A 20,670-nucleotide genomic window follows, 5' to 3' on the forward strand; every position below is an offset into this window, starting at 1 on the left:
CTTTACTTGCCCGTGAACCGGGCCGCCCTGCGCTCCACGAAGTGCGCCACGCCTTCCCGGAAGTCCTCGCTCTGCAGGCTGGTGAACATCTCCGCGTTGGCCAGCGCCACGGCTTCGCCGAGACCCTGGTAGGGCGCTTCCCAGAGCTGCCGCTTCATCACCCGCACCGAGCGCGGCGAAACCTCGCTGGCGAGCGTGTGCGCGAGGGCCAGGGCCTGCGGCAGGAGCTGGTCCGCCGGCACGACGCGGTTCACCAGGCCCATGCGCAACGCCTCCGCGGCGTCGACCTTGCGGGAGGTGAGCAGCAGGTCGGTGGCGTTGGCATGGCCGACGATGCGCGGCAGCATCCAGGCGATGCCGTGTTCGGCGATGAGGCCGCGCTTGGCGAACGCCGTCGCGAAAACAGCCTGCTCCGAGGCGATGCGGAAATCGCTGTAGAGCGCCATCACCAGGCCCAGGCCTGCCGCCGCCCCGTTGATCGCACTGACGATCGGCTTGGGCACGGCGGGGAAGTACGAGTAGCGGGTCTGGTAGTCGGCGCGCCGGTTCATGTCGTAGGGGCGCATCCACTGCTCGGCCCGGATGTCCTCGGGCGGCAGCACCTCGAGTTCGTCCATGTCCATGCCGGCGCAGAAGGCGCGGCCGGCGCCGGTCAGCACGATGGCGCGGATCTCCGCGTTGCGGCCGGCCTGCTCGATCGCGTCGCGCAATTCCGCCTCGAGCACCTTGGTCAGCGCATTCATGCGCTCGGGCCGGGCGAGGGTGATGACGGCCGTCGTGCCGTCCACGGTGGTCTGGATCTGCTGGTAGCTCATGGCGTCTCGAAATAGGCAGGGGGCAATTGGAGGGACACGGGTTCGAGGAACTCCTCGATGCCGAAACGGCCGTTCTCGCGGCCGAGGCCCGAGCGCTTGAAGCCGCCGAAGGGCGCCCGCGGGTTGAACGGCGCACCGTTGACGTCGACCTGGCCGGCGCGCAGGCGCCGCGCCACGGGCAGGGCGGCGGCGGGCGTGGCAGCCCACACGGTGGCGGCGAGGCCGTAGTCCGTGCCGTTGGCGATGGCCACGGCCTCGTCGACACTGTCGTAGGCGAGCACGACCAGCACCGGCCCGAACACCTCCTCGCGCGCGATCGCCATCTGCGGCGTCACCTCGTGCAAGACCGTGGGCGGGAAGAAGAAGCCGTGCGGCGGCAGCGCAAGCTCGCCCGTGGCACGCCGCGCACCGGCCGCGATGGCGGCATCGACCATGCCGCGCACCTTCTCGCGCTGCGCGGCGGAGACCAGCGGGCCGAGCCGCGTGGCCGGATCGGCCGGATCGCCCATGGCCCACGACGCCGCCAGTTCACCCGCGAGGTGCGCGGCCTGCGCCGCTTGCTCGCGCGGCACCAGCAGGCGGGTGGTCGCGGAACAGGTCTGGCCGGAATTCAGGAAGCAGCTGGCCAGCGTCGCCTTGACCGCCAGGTTCAGGTCCGCGCCGGGCAGCACCACGGCGGCGGACTTGCCTCCCAGCTCCAGCGCCACGCGCTTGATGTCCTGCGCCGCCAGCGCCGCGATGCGCCGGCCCGCGCGCGTTGAGCCGGTGAAGGAGACCATGTCCACCTCCGGGTGCGTGACCAGCGCTTCGCCCACGTCGGGGCCGCCGCCGTGGACCAGGTTGAAGACGCCGGCCGGCAGCCCCGCCGCTTGCACCGCCTCGGCCAGCAGGAAGGCACTGGAGGGCGCGAGCTCGGAGGGCTTGAGCACCACCGTGCAGCCGGCCAGCAGGGCAGGCGCGACCTTGCCGGTCACCTGGTGCAGCGGGTAGTTCCAGGGGGTGATGCAGGCGACCACGCCGACCGGTACCTGCTGCACCAGCGAGTGGGCGATGCGCGTTTCCCATTCGAGCTGCCCCGCGAGGTCCGCGTACAGGTCCCAGGCGGCGATCGGCGCCCCGGCCTGGATGCGCGCGGACAGCTTGCCCGGCATGCCGACCTCGCGCGAGATCACGCGGGCGATCGCATCGCTGCGTTCGCGCAGGGCGGCGGCGACCCGCCGCACCGCGGCGATGCGCTCTTCCAGCGGCGTGGCGGACCAGCCCTCGAAGGCGGCGCGCGCGGCCTGCACCGCGGTGTCGACGTCGGCGGTGGACGCGCAGCGGTAACTGGCGAAGACCTCCCCGGTGTAGCTGTCGGTGACGGGCAGGTCGGTGCCCCCGCCGGCAACGCGCCAGCCGCCGTCTATCCACAGGTGTTCGTGTTTCTTCATTGCATCTCCTTGCGTTGGCGACGGGCCAGGAATTCCTCCATGACCCGTGCCGGCTCGCCGCTGGCGTAGCACTCCAGCTGGTAGCGGATGCCGGCGGTGCAGGCCTCCTCGAAGCCGGCCTGGGTGCGCTCCCGGAAGCGCTGCTTGGTCAGGCGGAAGGCGGTGCGCGGCAGCGCCGCCAGCTCGCGTGCCCGCTGCAGGGCCCGCTCCAGCACCTGGTCTGGCGGCACCAGCTCGTTGACCAGGCCGATGGTGTGGGCGCGCTCGCCCGAAATCAGTTCGCCCGTGAGCGACAGTTGCTGGTTCAGCGAATGGCCGATCTGCAGCGACATCAGGTAGGAGCCGACGATGCTGGCGAGCCCCGCACGCACCTCCGGCTGGCCCATGCGGATGCCGGGATGGGCGACGCGCAGGTCGCACATCAGCGCCATCTGGAAGCCGGCCCCGACGGCCGTGCCGTTCAGGGCGGCGACGATGGGCTTGCTCACGTCGCGCACGGCCTGGTACATCGCGTGCTGGCGATTCAGCCAGCCGGCCAGGTTGCCCGGCTGCACGGTGGCCGATTCCTCCAGGTCCTGCCCGGCGCAGAAGGCGCGCTCGCCGCTGCCGGTGAGCACGATGGCATCGGCGTGGTCGCCGGCATCGAGCTGCTTGAGCGCCCGAACGAGGCCCGAGCGGATCGCGTCGTCCACGGCGTTCATCGCCGCCGGCCGGTGGAAACGCACGACTGCGACGCGGTCCGCGAGTTCCAGGGTGACGGCCTCGTCGCGGTCAGCCATGGAGTGCCTCCACCTGTTCGATCACGGCGTCGACCGCCCAGCCGCCGGCGCCGGCCGCACCGGCGATCAGCGGATTGAGGTCGATCGAGGCGATGCGGTCCCCCTGCGCGGCAGCGAAGCGGCCGAGGGCGACCGCGGTGCGCGCCACCACCTGGAGGTCCACCGGCGGCTCGCCGCGCACGCCCGCGAAGACGGGCGCGACCCGCAGGCGGGCCAGCTTGTCCAGCACGTCCTGCTCGGTGAAGGGATGCAGCAGCACCGCGAAGTCCTTCAGCGCCTCGACGTACTTGCCGCCGTCGCTGACCATCACGGCGGTGCCGAACAGGGGGTCCTGCTTCACGCCGAGCGCGAATTCCCGCTGGCCGCGCACGCGTTGCGCCACCAGCACACCCTCCAGCGGCTGGCCGAGGGCGCGCACGCGGGCGACGCATTCCTCGTAGGAACGCAGCACGTCTTCCTCGCTGCGCTGGTGCAGGAACACGAGGCCGTGTTCCGACTTGTGCGGGATCGCCGCCGAACACGCCTTGACGACGACCTCGGGGCCGAGTTCGCGGAAGGCGTGGACCGCTTCGCGCGGGCTGTGGCACAGGCGGTGCGGGACGACGGGGATGCCGGCGGCGTGGAGCAGGGCGAGGCTGGCGGCTTCGCTGAGGGTGGTGGAGCGCTGGGGTTCGGCGCTGCGCGCGCTCACCGCCAGCCTACGGGGGACGTCAGCTAAGCGGAGGGAGGCACGTTCCACCAACGCCGCATGGCGGCTCACCTGGTGCAGCGCCGCCAGGGCGTCGGTCTCGTGGCCGAACACCGGCACGCCGGCGGCACGGAAGGCCGCGCGCACGCAAGCCTGCGGGGCCGACACCGCCACCGGCTTGGCGGTGCGCCGCAGGAAATGCGCGGTGTCGGCGGCCATGCCCTGCACGTCGTAGCCTTCGCCGGCCACGGGCACGCCGACCAGGAACATGTCGCCCTGCGGGTCGGCGGCCAGCACCTCCAGCGTGCGGGCGAACATGGAGCCGTCGGACAGCAGCGAGGCGGTGAGGTCGATCGGGTTCCGCGCGGTGGCGAAGCCCGGCATGATGCGCGCGAGCGCCTGCACCGTGCCGCGATCGAGTTCCGCCAGCGGCATCCCGAACTTTTCCGCCGTGTCGGCACAGACGACACCGACGGCGCCGCTGTGGCTCATGACCACCAGCCGGCGCGCGGCGCGCAGGCCCGAGGCCAGGTAGAGCTCCACGGCGTTGACCAGGCCGTGCACGTCGTCGGCCCGCCAGATGCCGTGGCTCTCCAGGAAGGCGTCGACCAGCGCGTCGTCGTTGACCATGGCGCCGGTGTGCGAGGCGGCTGCCTTGGCACCGTGGGCGCTGCGGCCGGACTTCAGCGCCACCACCGCCGCGCCGCGGACGCGGGCGATGCGCGCCGCCTCGGCGAGCACGGCCGGATCCGCCAGCGACTCGATGTACAGCAGCAGCACCCGGATGTCCGGATCGGCCGCCGCCGCGAGCGCCAGTTCGCACACCGAGGTTTCGGCGTCGTTGCCGCTGGCGACGACGTAGCGCACGCCGATGCCGCGCTCGCGCAGCATCGCATAGGGCATCACGCTCGCCGCGCCGCTCTGGCTGATCACCGCCACGGGCCCGTCCTGCGGCGCGACCTCCATGAACATGGTGCTGAAGTTCAGCACGGCGCCCGACTGGAAATTGGCGATGCCCTGCGCGTTGGGGCCGACGAGGCGCACGCCCAGCCGGCGCGCCTCGGCGACGAGTTCCGCCTGGCGCCTGGCGCCCTCGGCGCCCGTTTCGCCGAAGCCGGAGCTCATGACGACGAGGCTGGAGGTGCCGCGCACCGCGCACTGCCGCAGCACGCCCTGCACCTGGTCGCCGCCCACGGCCACCACGGCCACGTCGGGCGCCTCGGGCAGGTCCTGCAGCGCGGCATAGGCCTGGTAGCCCTGGACGGTGTCGCGCTTCGGGTTGATCGGGTACACCGCGCCCTGGTAGCCGAAGCTGCGCAGGTAGTGCAGCGGCCTGCCGCCCACGCGGTTGCGGTCCTCGGTGGCGCCGATCACGGCGATGCTGCGCGGCCGGTACATGGCGGCGATGCGCGGGTCGATGGGGGTCACGTACGGGCCCTCAGTCGAGCGAGGCGCCGGACGCCTTGACCACCGGGCCCCACTTGGCCATGTCGTGCCGGATGAGGGCGGCGAATTCGGCGGCGGAGGTCGGCCGCGCCTCGGCGCCGTCGGCCTGCATGCGCTTCTTCATCTCCTCGGTCGACATCACGGCGACGATCTCGCGGTTCAGGCGCTCGATCACGGGCGCCGGCGTTGCGGCCGGTGCCAGCACGCCGTACCAGATCGTCACGTCGAAGTCCTTCAGGCCCGCTTCCTGCGCGGTGGGCACGTCGGGCAGCAGCGGGGAGCGCCGCGGCCCGGTGACCGCCAGCGCCCGCACCTTGCCGGCGGCGATGTTGCCGGTCTGCTGGGCGATGGTGTCGAACATCATCGTGATCCGGCCACCCAGCAGGTCCACCAGCGCCGGCGCGCTGCCCTTGTAGGGCACGTGGGCGATCTGCAATCCTGCACTGGTGCGGAACAGCTCGCCCGAGAGGTGGTTGGAACTGCCGTTGCCCGCGGAGCCGTAGGTCATGGTGTTCGGCTTCGCCCGGGCCAGCTTGACCAGGTCGCCGAGGTTCTTCGCCGGCACTTCCGGGTTGACGACCAGCACGTTCATGGTGGTGGCCATCAGGCTCACCGGCGCGAAATCCTTCAGCGGGTCGTAGCGCAGCTTGGCGTACAGGCTGGGATTGATGGCCATGGTGCCCGTGGTGCCGAAGAACAGCGTCTGGCCGTCCGGTGCCGCCCTGGCCACCGCCTCGGCCGCGATGCTGCCGCCGGCGCCGCCCCTGTTGTCCACCACCACCTGCTGGCCGAGGCGCTCGCCGAGCTTGAGCGCGAGCTGGCGCGCCATGGCGTCGGTCGGGCCGCCGGCGGGGAAGGGCACCACGAGCGTCACGGGTCCGCGCGGATACGCCGGTGCCTGCGCATGGGCCAGGGGAACGATGGAGAGGGCGGCGGTGAGGCCGACGATCAGCTTCGCGATGCGCATGGTGCTTGTCTCCTTGGATGGGTGACGGAGATTAGGCCGGCGCAGGCTTGCCGGAAAGAGTGGCTGGTGCAATCCAGCCTTGCATTAAAGTGAAGGCATGAACCTCAAGCAGCTGCAGTCCTTCGTGCACGTGGCGGAGCAGGGCTCGCTGGCGCGCGCCGGGGCCGCGACCGACCTGGCCGAATCGCTGATCAGCCGCCATGTCGCGGCGCTGGAATCGGCCTGGGGCGACCGCCTGTTCGAGCGCACGGGGCGCGGCATGGCCCTGTCCGAATTCGGGCGCCGCATGCTGCCGGAAGTGCGGGCCGCGCTGGACCAGGTGGCGCGGCTGGATGCGATCGCGCGCGAAACCGCCGGCGTGCCGACCGGCACCGTGCATGTCGGCGTGCTGCCCTCGCTCGCGCCGCAGCTGCTGCCGCTGCTGTTCGCCGACCTGCGCGCGGGGGCGCCGGGCGTGCGGCTGCACGCGGCCGAAGGTTTCAGCGGCAACCTCGACGAACAACTGGCCAGCGGCCGGCTGGACCTGGCGGTCATCAACCGCTATGGCCCCGGCGTCGCCCGGTCGGAGGAGGTGCTGGGCACGGCCGACACCTATCTGATCGGCCAGGCCGGCAGCGCGCTGCTGGCCCAGGACAGCGTTGCCTTCAAGTCCCTCGCCGGCGTGCCGCTGGTCCTGCCTTCGGTCCCCAACGGGCTGCGGCAGACCCTCGACCAGCTGGCCCGCCGGCATGGCTTGCGGCTCGAGATCGTGATGGAGGTCGACAGCTCCGGCAGCATGAAGGACGTGGCGCTGAGCGGCCTGGCCTACACGCTGCTGCCGCTGATGGCGGTGAAGGAAGAACTCGCGCGTGGCACCCTGGGCGCCGCGCCGGTCGTCAAGCCCGGCATCCGCCGCACGATCGTGCTCGCCGTCACGTCGCAGCGGCCCTTGACCCGCGCCGCACGCCACGTCGCGGGGCGCATCCGGGCGCTGGCGCCGCGGCTGGTGCGGTGAGCGCCCGGCCAGCCACGAGGATGCAGCAGCGCCCCCGTCCATCCGGTCGGGCGCTGCCTGGGCAGCGGCGAAGGGTTCAATCGTCTTCGTCGCTGTCGAAGTCGAACCGGGACAGCATCTCCGAGACGGCGGCGGCGGCCGAGGCCAGCACGCGCCGGGATCCCTGTTCGTCGATCTTCGAGGTCTTCTTCAGGTAGTCCGCCGCGAGGTAGCGCAGGTCGAGGACGGGCATGCCGTCGATCGATGCGAGGACGGGAAGCTGGTTGCCGCCCTGCGCCGCGCCACGGATCTTCATCACGAGCGGCGCATAGTTGAACGGCTCGATCGGAACCTTTTCCTTCCACAACAGGACCATGGACCGGTTCTTCGCGTCCGGCACGTCGGCCACCGCCAGCTTGCCGCTGTCGGCGGCTGCCTTGGCGATGGCCTGGGCCACCGCGGCCAGCACCTGCGCTTCGTTGCTGCCGCGCGGGCACTGCAGCTTCACGAGGATGCGGCGGACCGGTTCCAGGCCGTCCGGCGCCATGCGCAGGTGCCGGGCGTGCAGGCGCGCCGCGTAGCTCCCGGCCACCGCGAACTGGGCGCCGATGTCGCCCAGCGCACGGTTCGTCGCGCGCGCCAGATCGCGCAGGAAGGTGTCGAAGAACTCCTGGCGCGCCTGGAAGAACGCGGTCCGGGCCGTCCAATGCGCCGCCATCCGCTCCGACAGCGCGTGAGCGACGCCGACGTCCGTGGCGAGCTCGCCTTGCGCGCCGTCCAGCACCTTGGCCAACGCCGGGGGCAGGGCGGGAGGATTGGCGACCGTCGCCGCCGCCTCGGTATCGAACAGGGCCGCGAGTTCGCGGTCCTGCACCAGGTTGTAGGCCTGCGCGAACTCGCTCATCATGATCCCGAACAACTCGCGGCGGCCCTTGGCCTGGATCGTCGCGATCCGGTCCGCGGTCTTCGGCAGCACGGCCAGGCGCCTGCTATCGACCATCGAGGGCCCCTCGCTGGCCAGGATCAGGCCGAAGCGGGTGATGCGCTTGGGTGCCTTCTTCGCGTCCGCATTGGGAAGGAAGGCATCGCGGATCATCATCAGGTATTCGTTCAGGTAGTAGGTGCGATGCGGGTAGACCACGCCGTTCGCGGCCTCCAGCAGGGCGCCCTGCGCGCTCAGGCGCGTCCACTCCTCCAGCGCGGAAGCGGAATCGCGGCGAGGGATGCCGATGTCGATCAGTTCGGCCTTGCACGTCGCCGTGTCCCCGCCGCTGTGGATGTCGCTGGCTTCGTTCCTTGCGCTTTCGTCGTCGTCGGCAAGATCGGGGGCCGTCTTGCCGCGCAGGTACTCGGCGAACGGCGAGGCGTTGGCCTCCACGAGCGCGGTGAATTCCGCCTTGAATCTCCGCAAGGCCGCCAGCAGCACGTCGTGGACCTCGGAGTAGCAGCGGTACCAGTCCTCCGCCGGCAGGCCGGGGTCGATGACGACCTGCGTGTCCCAGTCGTTCTCGCCTTTTTCCGGGGTGCCGAGATAGAAGTTCAGCGCCCGCCCGCCCTTGAGGAAGAACACGACGCGGCGCTGCTGGCCCGGCCTGTTCAGCGCCCGGATGCTGCGCCCGAGTTCCGCGATCTTCTCCGTCAGCCACTTCGACAGCCATCCCATCCTGCCCGCGTCGCCGTTGTGCAGCAGCTTCGTCAGGTCCCCGCTCAACTCCGCGCGCAGGTCGTCGCTGATCGGCTCTGCCGACTTGATGCGATAAGGGACGAGCAGGCGAAACAGGTAGAAGCCCTCGATCAGGTGGTTCATCCGTACCGCGGCGAAATCCGGGCCGCTCTGGAGGTCGGCGGGGGTGAAGGTGAAGCTCACCGGCGGGCCCGCATCTGGGATGAAGTAGCGCGCCAGCGTCTCCGATTGCTCCTTGATCCGGTCGGCGTCCGGCTCGCGGCCCGCGTGGTGGACGATCCGCTGGTACGCGTTCTCCAGCACCTGCAGCGGATGAACGGATGAAGCCTTCCACATGAAGGCCTTGTCTTCCGCGGCGGGGTAGACGACCTCGATGCCCGTCCGCTTTCCCCGGGCAATCGCGCCCATCCTGCGGAAGGAAGCCGCGGGTTCCAGTTCCTCGCTGTTCCAGCAGGACCAGACGAGCGTGACGGGATCCGAGCTCCTGGCCAGCGACACGAAGACCCGGTCCCTTGCGGCGTGCACGTAGATCATGAACTTGCCGGGACGCAGTCCGCCCGCGCCGGCGCCGGCTTCCACCTCGGGATAGATCGCCTTCATCGTCGCCAGTGCGTGGGGGCTGATTCCCGGCGTGGCGCCGCTCGCGGGGTGGGGGCGGCCGGCGAAGCTGGCGAAGCCCGCGAGATCGCCGTTGAACTGCTCGATCGGGCTCCAGCGCTGCTCCTGCCGCATCCGGTTGAATTCGAAGTTGGCATAGCTGACGGGTGGCATGGCGCTACTCCTCGCGGCGACGGACTCGAGAGCGGGGCCGCGCCGTCACGGCCCCGGGACATTGGACTGCCGGGGGGAGAACGGCACCAGCGAACTGGTCCACGCCACCACCTGGACATCCGTGGGGGATGCGGCAGCGTTCAGGCTGAAGGGACCGAGCGACACCTGCGTGCCGCGCGCCAGGGCGGAGGAGAGCACCGCCCGGTCCGTGTGCCCCCAGCTTGCATCGAGCGCGATATCCCTGCCCAGCAACATGCCGGTCGGCAGCAGCGGAAACACGCCCCCGTTGTCGTGCAGGTCCCCCGAGGAACAGTAGCCGCTGCGCTGCTGCGACAACAACCATCCTCCGGCCTGGAACAACTCGTACCGGAACCAGGGCCGGTTGAAGAACACCGGCAGGTACTTCATCCGGAAGGAATGGATCGTCGTTGCCGGATCGGAGGACGTCTTGATGCCGGCCGGCTCGCTGACGCTCAGGCCCAGCGGCGCCGGATCGCCGATCATGGCGTAGGCACCCCCGCCGCCGCCTTGCGGCTCCGGCAGGTCGACGGCGAGGTCCTGGAACCGTCCCTCGATGGAAAGATCGGACCAGTCGTCGGGGACCGCATACACCGGGCGCCAGCGGCCGGGCGTGCCATCCATGTTCGCGAACGTGTCGGCCTCGAACTGCGCCCTGGCATCCGCAAACAGCCGGGCGGTGAACGGGCTGTCGGCAGCCAGGGTGGCGCCCTCGAGGATGGATTCGTAGAGGCGTTCGGTGGACATGCCGCTGGAAGCGTAGAAGCGCGTGAAGCTCGGCACGGGATCGACGAGATCCCGGAAGGCGGCGAGGGCGCGGAGATCCCCGTCCGGCCTCGAATTCGACCTCGCGTCGGCGTATCGCTTCAGGTCGAGCGCCATGGGCGCCAGGCCGAACTGGAGCACGGGCTTGACGCTCGCCGCGGCGGCCGCGGTGGCTCGAACATCCTGGGGCAGGGCGCGCCGTCGCGTGCTCGCGCGGGCGAACGCATCCAGCGGCGGCAGTTGGACCGCAATGGCATCCAGCAGGTTCATCGGCTCGTCCTCCCGACTGCCGCGCACGTGCGCGAGATCCGCCACGACCACTGCATGCGGCGGGATCGACGGGGGCGGACGGAAGTCCCGTCCGCCCGGGCCCGCGCTGACGCGACGGGTGAAGCTACTTCGGGTCGCGCGGAGGGCTCAGCCGCGGGACCGTGTTGATCCAGGCGATCAGTTGCAGGCCCGGAAACACGAGGGAGCCGCCATCGAACTTCGAGTTGAAATCCTCCTTCGAGTCGGAGTGGGCGTACTTGCCGCTGAAGCTGAACGGCCCCCAGCCCGCCTCCGCCTTGGTGGCGATCGAGTTGCTGATGAACTTCTTGTCTTCCGAGGAGAAGTCGGCCGTGATCTTCACGTTCTTCGCCAGCACGAATCCCGTGGGGATCAGTGCCAGGGTTCCCGCCGGGTTCTTCGGGTCGCCGTTGGACAGTTCGCCCTTCCTGGCGGAGTTGATCCACCAGCCGTTCATGCCCAGGAGCAGGGGACTGAACCACGGGCGCACGATCGACACCGCGATCAGTTCCGCCTCGAGCTTCAGGTTCTGGGCGTCCATGTGCGACGAGGAGCTCTTGTGTTCCCCTTCGACGCCACCGGACGCGTGGAACAGCCCGAAGCTGCCGCCCGCCTGGGCCCCATAGCTGTCGGCCTGGCTGCTGGTGGTCTTGTTCAGATAGGCGCTGGTGAACTCGAGTTTCGGCCCGTGCAGGTCGTCGGAGGCCCACTCGGTCGGCACGCCGTACGACGGCAGCCAGGCGAAACCGCCCGGCGTCGAGGACGGCAGCTTGTGTTCCGCGGAAGTCGACTTGGCGATCTGGTCGATCGCCAGCCTGACCGCGTCGCCGATCGTCGAGTTCAATGCCGCCTGCGCTTCCTCGACTTCCGTCTTGCCGGCGCGGCCCCAGGCGTTCCAGGTCTGGTCCACCAGGTTCTGCAGCATGGGCGCCGCCGCGTTCCAGGCCCTCTGGTCCTCCTTCTTCGTCAGGTCGTAGCCGTTGTAGGCCGTGCGATAGCCCGAAACCGCGGAGATGTAGGCCGCCTTGGCCTGTTCATAGGCGAGGGCGATGGGACTCGGGTTGTAGGTCCTGGTGACGTTGCCCCGGAAATCCTTGCCTTCGACCTCGGTGACCAGGAAGTTGAAAGCGTCGTCGTAGAGCTTTTGCTGGTCGGGCGTCGGCTTGGAATCCGTGTTCGCGGCGGCGAGGTTCGCGTATTCATCCGACAGCTTGTCGGTGCTGTCGGCCCAGAGCGGGCCCGGGGACGGCAGCTTGTCCACCATGGCGGAGTAGAGCTCCGCGGTGAGCTGGTTGCCGTTGGGATTCGCCGGGCTGAGCATGTCGGCGAAGTCGGACGGCCGCAGCACCGTGTTCTTGGTCATCTGGAAGTAGATGTTCTGGGGCGAAAACGCCGGCGCCTTCCCCTCCGGCGAATAGGTCACGGCGTCGTGTAGGCGGTCGTACAGGCTCGCTAGAACCAGTTTTTCCTGTTCGGGTGACATGCTTGGCGCTCCTCTCTCACGTTGATCGCGCAGTGCAGTGAACGAGCCAACGGGTGCCGTTTCGAGCGGCACCGCAGTGGCCTCTCGCGGTCTGTCGGTCACCTGGGGGGGGGATGACGCTCATCTGCCAGCGCGTCGTGACCGCCTTCGAGCCGTCGCGCCGAGCCAAGAATGGGCGGAAAGCTGCGGCTGTTCAAGGAAGGCCGAGGCATCCCCGGAATTCACTTAGCGAGGAGTACGCCTGCCGGCTAAGCCTCGTGTCTGCGCGTGATTTGACATAATACGCATCGTATCAATCAAGAACGGCGGTTACAGAGGCCCCCCGACAGCGCCGAATCCATGTAAAAAACGTGACGCCGCGGATGGACCGCGGTCCACGATTATTTGGGAGACCCCATGCACTTGATCGCGAGCTTCACCGTCATCGCGGCCGTCCTGCTGGCCGGCTGCGCGTCGCAGGACCCTCTGTACAAGGGTGTTGCGGCAGGCACGGGCAAACACCTGGTCTACCGTGACACCGCGGGCAAGGTGATCCGCCAGTTCGACTATCCGGACGATGCCATCTGCCGCCGCGTCGAAACCCTGGCCGGCCGCACTGCCCGTTGCCAGGAAACGCCCGCCAGCGGCTTCCAGGCGCGCGCCACGCTGCGCTACAACCCGCCGGGCATGCTGGTCCAGGGACACTACGCCGACATGGCGCGCTGCCGCGCCGACACCGGGGTCATGTCCGCGGGCGTCGAGCTGATCAACCCGTGCACCACCCAGTAGGCCCGATCAGCACTTGAAGTTTCCCAGGCAAGTGGTTGTCACCATTTGCCTTTGGGGTGCGCGGCACGGATCGCCGCCGCGATCATTTCGGCCGAATCGCGCCGGTTGCCCTGTTGCGCGAACTCGATGGCCGACAGCCCCAGCTCGTTGCGCAGGTTCGGGTCGGCACCCGCCTCCAGTAGCAGCTTCACGGCCGCCGGCGTGCCGTACTTGGCCGCCATCATGAGCGGCGTCGACTTGTTGGGCGACTCCGCATCGATGTACGCATATTCGTCCAGCAGGATCTGGATGATCTCCACGTGCCCGCCCGTGGCCGCATAGTGCAACGGCGTCCAGCCCGTCTTGTTCACGTCGGCGTCGCGGGCGATCAGCTTGCGCACGATCTCCTTGTGGCCCTTGAGCGCGGCGAGCATCAGCGGGCTTTCGTCCTTGGGGCTGCGCCATTCCACCTGCGTCTTGGGCCAGGCGATCAGCGCCTCCGCCGCCTTCAGGGAGCCTTCCCTGACCGCGATGAACAGGCCGGGTGTCTTGTTCGGATCGAGGGCGTTGGGATCGAACCCGCGTTGCAGCAGCTGCGTGATCGTGCGGCCGTCGTCCTGCCTGACGGCCTGGAAGAAGTCCTCGTAGGAGCCCGCCCGCGCCAGGGAAAGCGAAAGCAGGGCAACAAGATAGAAGGCGGTCTTGAAGTAACTTCTCATGATGCGGCCGGCTGGAACAAGGTCTCGAAATTGCGGCTGGTGAGCTCCGCCACGCGTTCCACGGACAGTCCGCGCACCTCCGCCACCTGCCTTGCCACATAGGGGACGTAGGAGGGGTTGTTGGTCTTGCCGCGATACGGCACCGGGGCGAGGTAGGGGCTGTCGGTCTCGATCAGCAGACGGTCCTCCGGGACGAAGCGCGCCACTTCGCGCAGGTCGGCCGCGCTCTTGAAGGTGAGGATCCCGGAAAACGAGATGTGGAAGCCCAGGTCCAGCGCGGCCCGCGCCACTTCGGCCGTCTCGGTGAAGCAGTGGAACACGCCGCCCACGGAGGCCGCGGAGCCGTCCTCGCCCTCTTCCTTCAGGATCCGGATCGTGTCGGCCGACGCGGCCCGCGTGTGGATGATCAGGGGCTTGCGGCAGGCGTGCGCGGCGCGGATGTGGGTGCGAAAGCGCTCCCGCTGCCACTCCAGGTCCGCGATGCTGCGGCCGCCCTTGCGCTCTTGCATCTGGTAGTAGTCCAGGCCGGTCTCGCCGATGCCCACCACCCTGGGCCGGGCGGCCAGTTCCAGCAGCTTGTCCACTGTCGGTTCGGCGATGCCTTCGTTGTCCGGGTGCACGCCGGCGGAGGCCCAGAAGTTGTCGTAGCGCATCGCCAGCGCGTGCACGTCCTCGAACTCCTCCAGGGTCGTGCAGATGCAAAGCGCGCGGTCCACCTTCGCGTCGGCCATGGCCTGGCGGATCTGGGGCAGTTGGGCGGCAAGCTCGGGAAAGCTCAGGTGGCAGTGGGAATCGACGAACATGGCAAAAGCAGGCGCGCCGCGCGGCCTCGCGACCCGCGGCGCTGAAAAAGGGATTCTAGGCGCCCGCGCGCCCGGGCATCAGATGGTCTGCGTGGGCCGCTCGGAGGCCAGGTGGCCGCCGAGGATCTCCTCGATCTTGACCTTCAGCAGCTTGGACTTGTCGTCGGAGGGGAAACGCACGCCCACGCCCTGGGTGCGGTTGGCCGCCGCCCGCGCCGGCGTGACCCAGGCGACCTTGCCGGCCACGGGGTAGCGCTGCGGGTCGTCCGGCAGCGACAGCAGCACGTAGACGTCGTCGCCCAGCTTGTACTCGCGGGTGGTGGGGATGAACACGCCGCCATCGGAGAACAGCGGGATGTAGGCGGCGTAGAGGGCCGCCTTTTCCTTGATGGCGAGCTGGATGACGCTCGGGCGGGGCGTGTTGGCGGTACTCATGGGTGGCTCCTCGAGTGTAGGGCCGCCCGCGCCTGGCTCACAAGGTCCTCCAGCATCAAACCGGCGTTGAAGGGGTGGTCGACCGTGCGGGAAGTCGCAGCCAGGCTGCGCCACCAGCCCGTGAGCGCCTCCACGGAGGCCGGCGGCGGCAGGTCGGTGGCCTCGAAGAAGCGCGGCGCGGCGCCCGAACGCACCGCCAGCAGGTCGTGACAGAGCTTCTGCAGGGACTCGACCAGGTCGGCCGGCCCCCAGTCGGCGATCGCGCCGGCGTCGCCGCGCACCAGCGCCTTGGGCCATTGCGACCACGCCCGGGCGTCCAGCCCCGACCGGTGCAGGCGCAGCGCGTCTTCCGGACGGCCTCCCGCGGCGCGCAGCAGCACCGGCGCGGCGGCGGCGGGAACGCCCTCCTCCTGCAGCCAGCCTTCGGCTTCGGCGGCCACCGGCCAGGCCATGGGGTGGGCCTGGCAGCGGCTGCGGATGGTGGGCAGCAGCAGGTGCGCCGCCTCGGTGGCCAGCACGAAGCGCACGTCGCCGGGCGGCTCTTCCAGCGTCTTGAGCAGCGTGTTGGCGGTGATCGTGTTCATGCGGTCGGCCGGATACACCAGCACCACCTTGCCGCGGCCACGGCCGCTGGTGCGCTGGGCGAACTCGATCGCATCGCGCATGGCCTCCACGCGGATCTCGCGGCTGGCCTTGCGCTTCTTCTGGTCGATGTCGTCTTGCGCCTTCTCGCCCAGGGGCCAGCCTCGCGCCAGCATCTCGGTCTCCGGCAGCAGCACCGCCAGGTCCGTGTGGCTGCGCACCTCCACCTGGTGGCAGCTGCGGCAGTGGCCGCAGGCGCCGTCGGGCGTCGGCTCGTCGCACAGCCAGGCCTGCGCCAGGTCCAGGGCCAACTTGTACTGTCCAAGTCCCGACGGTCCCTGCAGCAGCCAGGCGTGGCCGCGCTGGGCGAGCAGCTGGCGCAGTTGCGCGCGGATCCAGGGGGCGGTCATGCCAGCAGCCCCCGGGCCTTCAGGCCCTCTTCCACGTCGCGCCACACTGCCTCGCGGGGCTGGTCGGCAGCCACCCGCAGGAAGCGATGCGGGTCGGTCGCTGCACGGGCCGCATAGCCGGCGGCGACGCGGGCGAAGAAGGCCTGCGGCTGCGACTCGAACTTGTCCGGCACGCGGGCGCCGGCCAGGCGCTGCGCCGCGACGGCCGGCGCGAGGTCGAACCAGACGGTCACGTCCGGCTGGCGGATCGCCGGCGCGGCCAGCGCGGGCACCGATTGCACCCAGCGCTCCAGGCCCGCCAGCACCTCCGGGTCGAAGCCGCGGCCCGCGCCCTGGTAGGCGAAGGTGGCGTCGGTGAAGCGGTCGCACAGCACGGCGTCGCCGCGCGCCAGGGCCGGCTCGATCACCTGCAGCAGGTGGTCGCGCCGCGCCGCGAACATCAGCAGCGCCTCGGTGAGCGGATCCATGGGGTCGTTCAGGGCCAGCGCCCGCAGCTTTTCGGCCAGCGGCGTGCCGCCCGGCTCGCGGGTGAGCACCACGGTGCGTCCGCGCGCGCGCAGGGCCGCGGCCAGGGCATCGATGTGCGTGGACTTGCCGGCGCCGTCGATGCCCTCGAAGCTGATGAAGAGGCCGCGTGTCATCGACCGCGCTGGTACTTGTTGACCGCCTGGTTGTGTTCGTCGAGCGAGGCGCTGAAATGGCTGCTGCCGTCGCCCTTGCCCACGAAGTACAGGAAGTTGCCTTTCGCCGGCTGCACCGCCGCCAGCAGCGAGGCCTTCCCCGGCAGGGCGATCGGCGTCGGCGGCAGGCCGGGGCGCAGGTAGGTGTTGTAGGGCCCGTCGGTCTGCAGGTCGATCTTGCGCAGGTTGCCGTCGAACTTCTCGCCGAGGCCGTAGATCACGGTGGGGTCGGTCTGCAGCGGCATGCCGATCTTCAGGCGGTTCTGGAACACCGCGGAAACCAGCGTGCGGTCGGCCGACTTGCCGGTTTCCTTTTCCACGATGCTGGCGAGGATCAGCACTTCGTCGACCGTCTTCAGCACGGATTGCGGCGCGCGCTGCGCCCAGGCCTGCGCCAGGCGCTTGTCCATCGCGCGCAGGGCGCGCCGGTACACCTTGAGGTCGCTGGAGCCCTTGGAATAGGTGTACGTGTCGGGGAAGAAGCGGCCTTCGGGGTGCACCCCGGGGCGCCCCAGCTGCTTCATCAGCTCGGCGTCGCTCAGGTTCGCGGCGTCGGGCTTCAGCTGGTCGGCCTTGGCCAGCGCGGCGCGCAGCTGGCGGAAGGTCCAGCCTTCCACCACGGTCACGGCGCGCAGCGACTCCTCGCCGCGGGCGAGCTTGTCCAGCAGGCGCTCGGGGGTGATGCCGCGTTCCAGCTCGTAGCTGCCGGCCTTGATCCGCTGGCCCTCGCCGGAGATGCGGAACCAGGCATAGAGCAGGCGCGGGTCGACGTCGACGCCCGCGTCGCGCACGGCCTGCGCCACGCCACGCGGCAGCGTGCCCGGCTCGATGGACAGGTCGAGGGAGGGGGCCGCGAGGCGCAGCGGGTGGTGGATCCACCACCAGCCGGCCGCGCCGGCAGCGGCAACGGCCAGCAGCGCCAGCATGAACAGCAGGGTGATAAAGCGGCGCACGTCCTTGCCCGGCAACTGGAATCAGCGGGCCATGATAATTCACCCATGTCCCAATCCCTGAATGGCGTCGCCCCCCTGCCACACCTCGGCGTGATCCGTGCCCAAGGCGAGGAGGCGGCGAAGTTCCTGCACAACCAGCTGACGCAGGATTTCGCCCTGCTCGGCGCGGCCGAAGCCCGGCTGGCGGCCTTCTGCACGGCCAAGGGCCGGATGCTGGCCAGCTTCATCGCCTTCCGGCGCGCGGCCGACGAGATCCTGCTCGTGTGCAGCCGCGACGTGCTGCCCTCCACGCTCAAGCGCCTGTCCATGTTCGTGCTGCGCACCAAGGTCAAGCTCAGCGACGCGAGCAGCGAGCTGGCGCTGTACGGCCTGGTCGGCGAGCCGGCGACCCCCGCCGATGCGCCCTGGAGCGTGCGCGAGGCGGCCGGCGGCTGGCGGGTGCAGCTCTATCCGGCCGAGGGCCAGCCGCGCGCGCTGTGGGTCGGCCGCGCGGGCGCCGCAGCCCCGGCCGGGCCGGCGCTCGAAACGAGCCTGTGGCAATGGGCCGAGGTGCGCAGCGGCATCGCCACCATCACGCAGCCGATCGTCGAGGCCTTCGTGCCGCAGATGCTCAATTACGAATCGGTGGGCGGCGTGAACTTCAAGAAGGGCTGCTATCCCGGCCAGGAGGTGGTGGCGCGCAGCCAGTTCCGCGGCACGCTCAAGCGCCGCGCCTTCGTCGCGCATTGCGATGCCGAACTCGCCGCCGGCCAGGAGGTGTTCCAGGCCGCGGACCCCGAGCAGCCCGCCGGACTGGTCGCGCAGGCGGCGCCCTCGCCCGCAGGCGGCTGGGACGCGATCGTCTCGCTGCAGCTGGCCGCCGCACAAGCGGGCGACCTGCACGCGCAGCGCGCCGACGGCCCGGCCCTGGCGCTGCTGCCCCTGCCCTACCCGCTGCTGGCCGACATCTAGGGTGTCAGGCGGCCGGCCTCAACGAGCCGAAGCCGCGACCTGGGCGCGGAACTCCGCCGGGATCTCCTCCACCAGCGAAGCGCGTTCCTGCGGTGACGCAGCCGCGGCCAGGCCGGCGCGGAACGACTGCAGCGCGCGCTCCTGCTGCTTGAGTTCCAGGGCCAGCGTGCCCTGCTGCACGAGCCCCCGCGCGCGGGTCTCGGGCCAGCGCTGCATCCGCTCGTCCAGCAGCTTCTGCGCCACGTCGAACTGGTTGGCGCGCCACGCCAGCAGGAAATACGTGTTGACCATGTCGAAGTCGGCGATGCCCTCGTCGTAGGCCGCCTTCGCCAGCGCCAGGGCGCGCTTCTCGTCGCCCGAGCGCGCCGCCAGGATCACCTCCAGCGAGCGCACGGAGGGTGCGCGCGGCTGCAGGCGCCGGGCGCGGTCCAGGTAGGCCTGCGCCTTGTCCGGCTGGCCGAGGGTGGCGTAGCCGCGGGCCACGTTGGTCATGATGGCCACCACGTAGGGCCGCGAGGACAGCACGCTCTCCCAGATCCAGGTGGCGTCGCGCCAGTCGCCCCAGCGGGCCAGTTCGTCCGCCACCATCGGGGTGATCTTGCGGTAGTGGGGGTTCAGCGCGATGCCCTGGCGCACCAGCTCCAGCATCTCCCGGCGCTTGGCCGCGAAGGCGGGGTCGTTCGGGTTGCCGGTGGCCGAGAGCGACAGCGCGATCTTGGCCGCGCCCACCAGCTTCTGCTCGCTCTCCGCGGCGCGCTGCGTGATCGCGAGGGCCAGCACCACGCACACGCTGACAGCGCCCAGTGCGACGTGCGCGATGCGGGGCGACCAGCGCAGGGGCTGCGCGAGCAGCCGGCGCACCGGCCCCAGGCGCGCGTCCGAGGCCGCGAGGCCGCCCAGGCAGGCCGCGAACAGCGCTCCCGTGGCCGCCAGCCGCCACGGAAAGCCGATGCTGCTCACCAGCATCAGCGCGAACAGGCTGGCCAGCAGCGTGGCGCGCCAGAGCTGGTCCTCCTGGCCTTCGCGCTCGCCCGGCGCCCAGGTGCGCCAGGCGGATGCGAGCAGGTAGGCGGCCAGCAGCAGCAGGAAGATCCAGCCGACCACGCCGTATTCGGCCACGAGCTGCAGGAACTCGTTGTGCACGTAATAGTCGGTCTCCAGCTGCGAGCCTTCGGCCTGGTAGCGCGGGATCTCGTTCTCCCAGGCGCCGGCGCCCAGGCCGGTGAGCGGACGCGCCGCGATGGCCGTCAGCGTCGCCTTCCACATCACCATGCGCAGGTTCAGCGAGTAGTCGCCGGGCCCGATCTGCTGCGCGCGGTGCAGCCCGCGCTCGATCGGCGTGGTGCCGAAGTTCTCGTCGATGACGGCCTGGGTGGAGGTGGGCAGCATGCCCAGCAGCAGCACCGTGCCCACGATCACCGCCAGCGCGCCGGCCTGCAGCCCGCGCGACCAGCCGGTGCAGGCCAGTCGCGCGCGGCAGCGCCACGCCACCAGCGGCAGCACCGCCAGCATCAGCACCGTCATCGCGATCAGCGCCGATCGCGTGCCGGTCATCAGGACGCCGGTGGCCAGCAGGCCGAGGCTGAAGGCCAGCAGCGCCACCCGGGCGCTGCCCCGCGCGCGCGCCAGCAGCAGCGCGCCGAAAGGCAGCGCGCAGACCGTGTACTCCGCGTAGAAGTTGCGGTTGATGAAGGTGGAGGACGGGCGCGGCCCCTGCGGGAACATCTCCAGTCCGCCCCAGAACTGCGCCATGGCCCAGAAGGTGGCCACCAGCGCGCCGGCATGGAAGGCCCAGGCGAGCGCGCGCAGGCGTTCGCGGGTGAAGGTGTTGAGGCCGATCCACGCGATCAGCGCGAAGACGAACCAGCGCACCGCCTCCACGCCGGCCAGGAAGGCATGCGACCAGGCCATGCTGCCCAGGGCATACGCCATCAGCAGCAGAGGCAGCCACAGGACGCCGTGCCACCGCAGCGGCTGGACGCGCTTGCGCTGCGCGAACAGGAACAGCAGCGCCGCCGCCAGGGCGCCGAAGGACACGACGATGGACTTGAGCGTGTCCTGCAGCAGCAGCTCGTGGGGCACGCCCAGCGCCGGGGCGAGGAACAGCGCGAGGGCGAGCACGCCCACCGCCCAGCCGTCGTTCGCGGGCTCGCGCGGGAGATCGGTGGCCGGCGGGGCGGCGGGGACGGCGGCGGCGGAGACCGCGGGAGCGGGCCGCGCGTCGGCCAGCGGCAGGTCTGCGGGCCGCGCGCCGGGCCCGGGTTTGCGTTTGCGGGCCACGGG

General features: G+C 70.5%; 18 protein-coding genes. 3 read left to right on the plus strand and 15 right to left on the minus strand.

What is annotated here, in order from left to right:
* Positions 1–2: 2 nt before the first annotated feature.
* From WG923_RS12985 to WG923_RS13005, 5 genes are read right to left on the minus strand one after another with little or no spacing between them, the layout of a single operon-like run.
* Complete coding sequence (locus WG923_RS12985; protein WP_340351393.1) at positions 3–815, minus strand: enoyl-CoA hydratase; 813 nt, start codon at positions 813–815, stop codon at positions 3–5.
* A complete protein-coding gene (locus WG923_RS12990; protein ID WP_340351394.1) occupies positions 812–2,245 on the minus strand; it encodes an aldehyde dehydrogenase family protein in 1,434 nt (477 codons plus the stop codon). Before WG923_RS12990 ends, WG923_RS12985 begins: the two co-directional genes overlap by 4 nt.
* The gene (locus WG923_RS12995; RefSeq protein ID WP_340351395.1) at positions 2,242–3,024 is read right to left on the minus strand and encodes an enoyl-CoA hydratase/isomerase family protein; all 783 of its coding nucleotides are present in this window, start codon (positions 3,022–3,024) and stop codon (positions 2,242–2,244) included. The genes WG923_RS12990 and WG923_RS12995 overlap by 4 nt, the downstream gene beginning before the upstream one ends.
* Positions 3,017–5,140 (minus strand): acetate--CoA ligase family protein, encoded by a 2,124-nt coding sequence (locus WG923_RS13000; RefSeq protein WP_340351396.1) that lies wholly within the window; start codon positions 5,138–5,140, stop codon positions 3,017–3,019. Before WG923_RS13000 ends, WG923_RS12995 begins: the two co-directional genes overlap by 8 nt.
* A 10-nt stretch (positions 5,141–5,150) precedes the next feature.
* Positions 5,151–6,125: a Bug family tripartite tricarboxylate transporter substrate binding protein gene (locus WG923_RS13005; protein WP_340351397.1), complete on the minus strand. Its 975-nt coding sequence runs from the start codon at positions 6,123–6,125 to the stop codon at positions 5,151–5,153.
* 97 nt (positions 6,126–6,222) lie between these two features.
* On the opposite strand from WG923_RS13005, the gene WG923_RS13010 reads away from it, so the two are divergent.
* Positions 6,223–7,119 (plus strand): LysR family transcriptional regulator, encoded by an 897-nt coding sequence (locus WG923_RS13010; protein WP_340351398.1) that lies wholly within the window; start codon positions 6,223–6,225, stop codon positions 7,117–7,119.
* A gap of 76 nt (positions 7,120–7,195) precedes the next feature.
* Here the strand turns inward: WG923_RS13010 and WG923_RS13015 are convergent, their stop codons facing one another.
* The 3 genes from WG923_RS13015 to WG923_RS13025 form a co-directional block, all read right to left on the minus strand.
* Complete coding sequence (locus WG923_RS13015; protein ID WP_340351399.1) at positions 7,196–9,553, minus strand: hypothetical protein; 2,358 nt, start codon at positions 9,551–9,553, stop codon at positions 7,196–7,198.
* Between the two features lie 45 nt (positions 9,554–9,598).
* The gene (locus WG923_RS13020) at positions 9,599–10,606 is read right to left on the minus strand and encodes a hypothetical protein (RefSeq protein WP_340351400.1); all 1,008 of its coding nucleotides are present in this window, start codon (positions 10,604–10,606) and stop codon (positions 9,599–9,601) included.
* Positions 10,607–10,730: 124 nt separating this feature from the next.
* A complete protein-coding gene (locus tag WG923_RS13025) occupies positions 10,731–12,107 on the minus strand; it encodes a hypothetical protein (protein WP_340351401.1) in 1,377 nt (458 codons plus the stop codon).
* A 396-nt stretch (positions 12,108–12,503) separates the two neighbouring features.
* Here WG923_RS13025 and WG923_RS13030 point away from each other — a divergent pair, with 396 nt between their 5' ends.
* Complete coding sequence (locus WG923_RS13030; RefSeq protein WP_340351402.1) at positions 12,504–12,875, plus strand: hypothetical protein; 372 nt, start codon at positions 12,504–12,506, stop codon at positions 12,873–12,875.
* 38 nt (positions 12,876–12,913) lie between these two features.
* Here WG923_RS13030 and WG923_RS13035 read toward each other — a convergent pair whose 3' ends face one another.
* The 6 genes from WG923_RS13035 to mltG form a co-directional block, all read right to left on the minus strand.
* Positions 12,914–13,573, minus strand: coding sequence for an ankyrin repeat domain-containing protein (locus WG923_RS13035; RefSeq protein ID WP_340351403.1), 660 nt, complete (start codon positions 13,571–13,573; stop codon positions 12,914–12,916).
* Complete coding sequence (locus WG923_RS13040; RefSeq protein WP_340351404.1) at positions 13,570–14,376, minus strand: TatD family hydrolase; 807 nt, start codon at positions 14,374–14,376, stop codon at positions 13,570–13,572. Before WG923_RS13040 ends, WG923_RS13035 begins: the two co-directional genes overlap by 4 nt.
* Positions 14,377–14,454: 78 nt before the next feature.
* The gene (locus WG923_RS13045; RefSeq protein WP_340351405.1) at positions 14,455–14,811 is read right to left on the minus strand and encodes a PilZ domain-containing protein; all 357 of its coding nucleotides are present in this window, start codon (positions 14,809–14,811) and stop codon (positions 14,455–14,457) included.
* Entirely contained in the window at positions 14,808–15,803 is a 996-nt protein-coding gene (locus WG923_RS13050) for a DNA polymerase III subunit delta' (protein WP_340351406.1), read from the minus strand. Before WG923_RS13050 ends, WG923_RS13045 begins: the two co-directional genes overlap by 4 nt.
* Positions 15,800–16,444, minus strand: a complete 645-nt coding sequence (gene tmk / locus WG923_RS13055) for a dTMP kinase (protein WP_340351407.1) — start codon at positions 16,442–16,444, stop codon at positions 15,800–15,802. Before tmk ends, WG923_RS13050 begins: the two co-directional genes overlap by 4 nt.
* A complete protein-coding gene (gene mltG, locus WG923_RS13060) occupies positions 16,441–17,409 on the minus strand; it encodes an endolytic transglycosylase MltG (RefSeq protein WP_340351591.1) in 969 nt (322 codons plus the stop codon). Before mltG ends, tmk begins: the two co-directional genes overlap by 4 nt.
* A gap of 72 nt (positions 17,410–17,481) precedes the next feature.
* On the opposite strand from mltG, the gene ygfZ reads away from it, so the two are divergent.
* Positions 17,482–18,387: a CAF17-like 4Fe-4S cluster assembly/insertion protein YgfZ gene (ygfZ, locus tag WG923_RS13065; protein WP_340351408.1), complete on the plus strand. Its 906-nt coding sequence runs from the start codon at positions 17,482–17,484 to the stop codon at positions 18,385–18,387.
* Positions 18,388–18,405: 18 nt separating this feature from the next.
* On the opposite strand, the gene WG923_RS13070 is transcribed toward ygfZ, so the two are convergent.
* The gene (locus tag WG923_RS13070; RefSeq protein ID WP_340351409.1) at positions 18,406–20,667 is read right to left on the minus strand and encodes an O-antigen ligase family protein; all 2,262 of its coding nucleotides are present in this window, start codon (positions 20,665–20,667) and stop codon (positions 18,406–18,408) included.
* Between the last annotated feature and the right edge of the window lie 3 nt (positions 20,668–20,670).

It is taken from the genome of Ramlibacter sp. AN1133 (assembly GCF_037890035.1).
GTDB lineage: Bacteria > Pseudomonadota > Gammaproteobacteria > Burkholderiales > Burkholderiaceae_C > Ramlibacter.

Excerpts from the sequence above, each read along its gene's own strand:
- WG923_RS13005 (WP_340351397.1), bottom strand. The coding sequence starts at position 6,125 with ATGCGCATCGCGAAGCTGATCGTCGGCCTCACCGCCGCCCTCTCCATC.
- WG923_RS13045 (WP_340351405.1), bottom strand. The coding sequence starts at position 14,811 with ATGAGTACCGCCAACACGCCCCGCCCGAGCGTCATCCAGCTCGCCATC.
- WG923_RS13050 (WP_340351406.1), bottom strand. The coding sequence starts at position 15,803 with ATGACCGCCCCCTGGATCCGCGCGCAACTGCGCCAGCTGCTCGCCCAG.
- WG923_RS13025 (WP_340351401.1), bottom strand. The coding sequence starts at position 12,107 with ATGTCACCCGAACAGGAAAAACTGGTTCTAGCGAGCCTGTACGACCGC.
- WG923_RS13030 (WP_340351402.1), top strand. The coding sequence starts at position 12,504 with ATGCACTTGATCGCGAGCTTCACCGTCATCGCGGCCGTCCTGCTGGCC.
- WG923_RS13035 (WP_340351403.1), bottom strand. The coding sequence starts at position 13,573 with ATGAGAAGTTACTTCAAGACCGCCTTCTATCTTGTTGCCCTGCTTTCG.
- WG923_RS13020 (WP_340351400.1), bottom strand. The coding sequence starts at position 10,606 with ATGAACCTGCTGGATGCCATTGCGGTCCAACTGCCGCCGCTGGATGCG.
- WG923_RS13040 (WP_340351404.1), bottom strand. The coding sequence starts at position 14,376 with ATGTTCGTCGATTCCCACTGCCACCTGAGCTTTCCCGAGCTTGCCGCC.
- WG923_RS12985 (WP_340351393.1), bottom strand. The coding sequence starts at position 815 with ATGAGCTACCAGCAGATCCAGACCACCGTGGACGGCACGACGGCCGTC.
- WG923_RS12995 (WP_340351395.1), bottom strand. The coding sequence starts at position 3,024 with ATGGCTGACCGCGACGAGGCCGTCACCCTGGAACTCGCGGACCGCGTC.
- mltG (WP_340351591.1), bottom strand. The coding sequence starts at position 17,409 with ATGCTGGCGCTGCTGGCCGTTGCCGCTGCCGGCGCGGCCGGCTGGTGG.
- WG923_RS13010 (WP_340351398.1), top strand. The coding sequence starts at position 6,223 with ATGAACCTCAAGCAGCTGCAGTCCTTCGTGCACGTGGCGGAGCAGGGC.
- tmk (WP_340351407.1), bottom strand. The coding sequence starts at position 16,444 with ATGACACGCGGCCTCTTCATCAGCTTCGAGGGCATCGACGGCGCCGGC.
- WG923_RS12990 (WP_340351394.1), bottom strand. The coding sequence starts at position 2,245 with ATGAAGAAACACGAACACCTGTGGATAGACGGCGGCTGGCGCGTTGCC.
- ygfZ (WP_340351408.1), top strand. The coding sequence starts at position 17,482 with ATGTCCCAATCCCTGAATGGCGTCGCCCCCCTGCCACACCTCGGCGTG.
- WG923_RS13015 (WP_340351399.1), bottom strand. The coding sequence starts at position 9,553 with ATGCCACCCGTCAGCTATGCCAACTTCGAATTCAACCGGATGCGGCAG.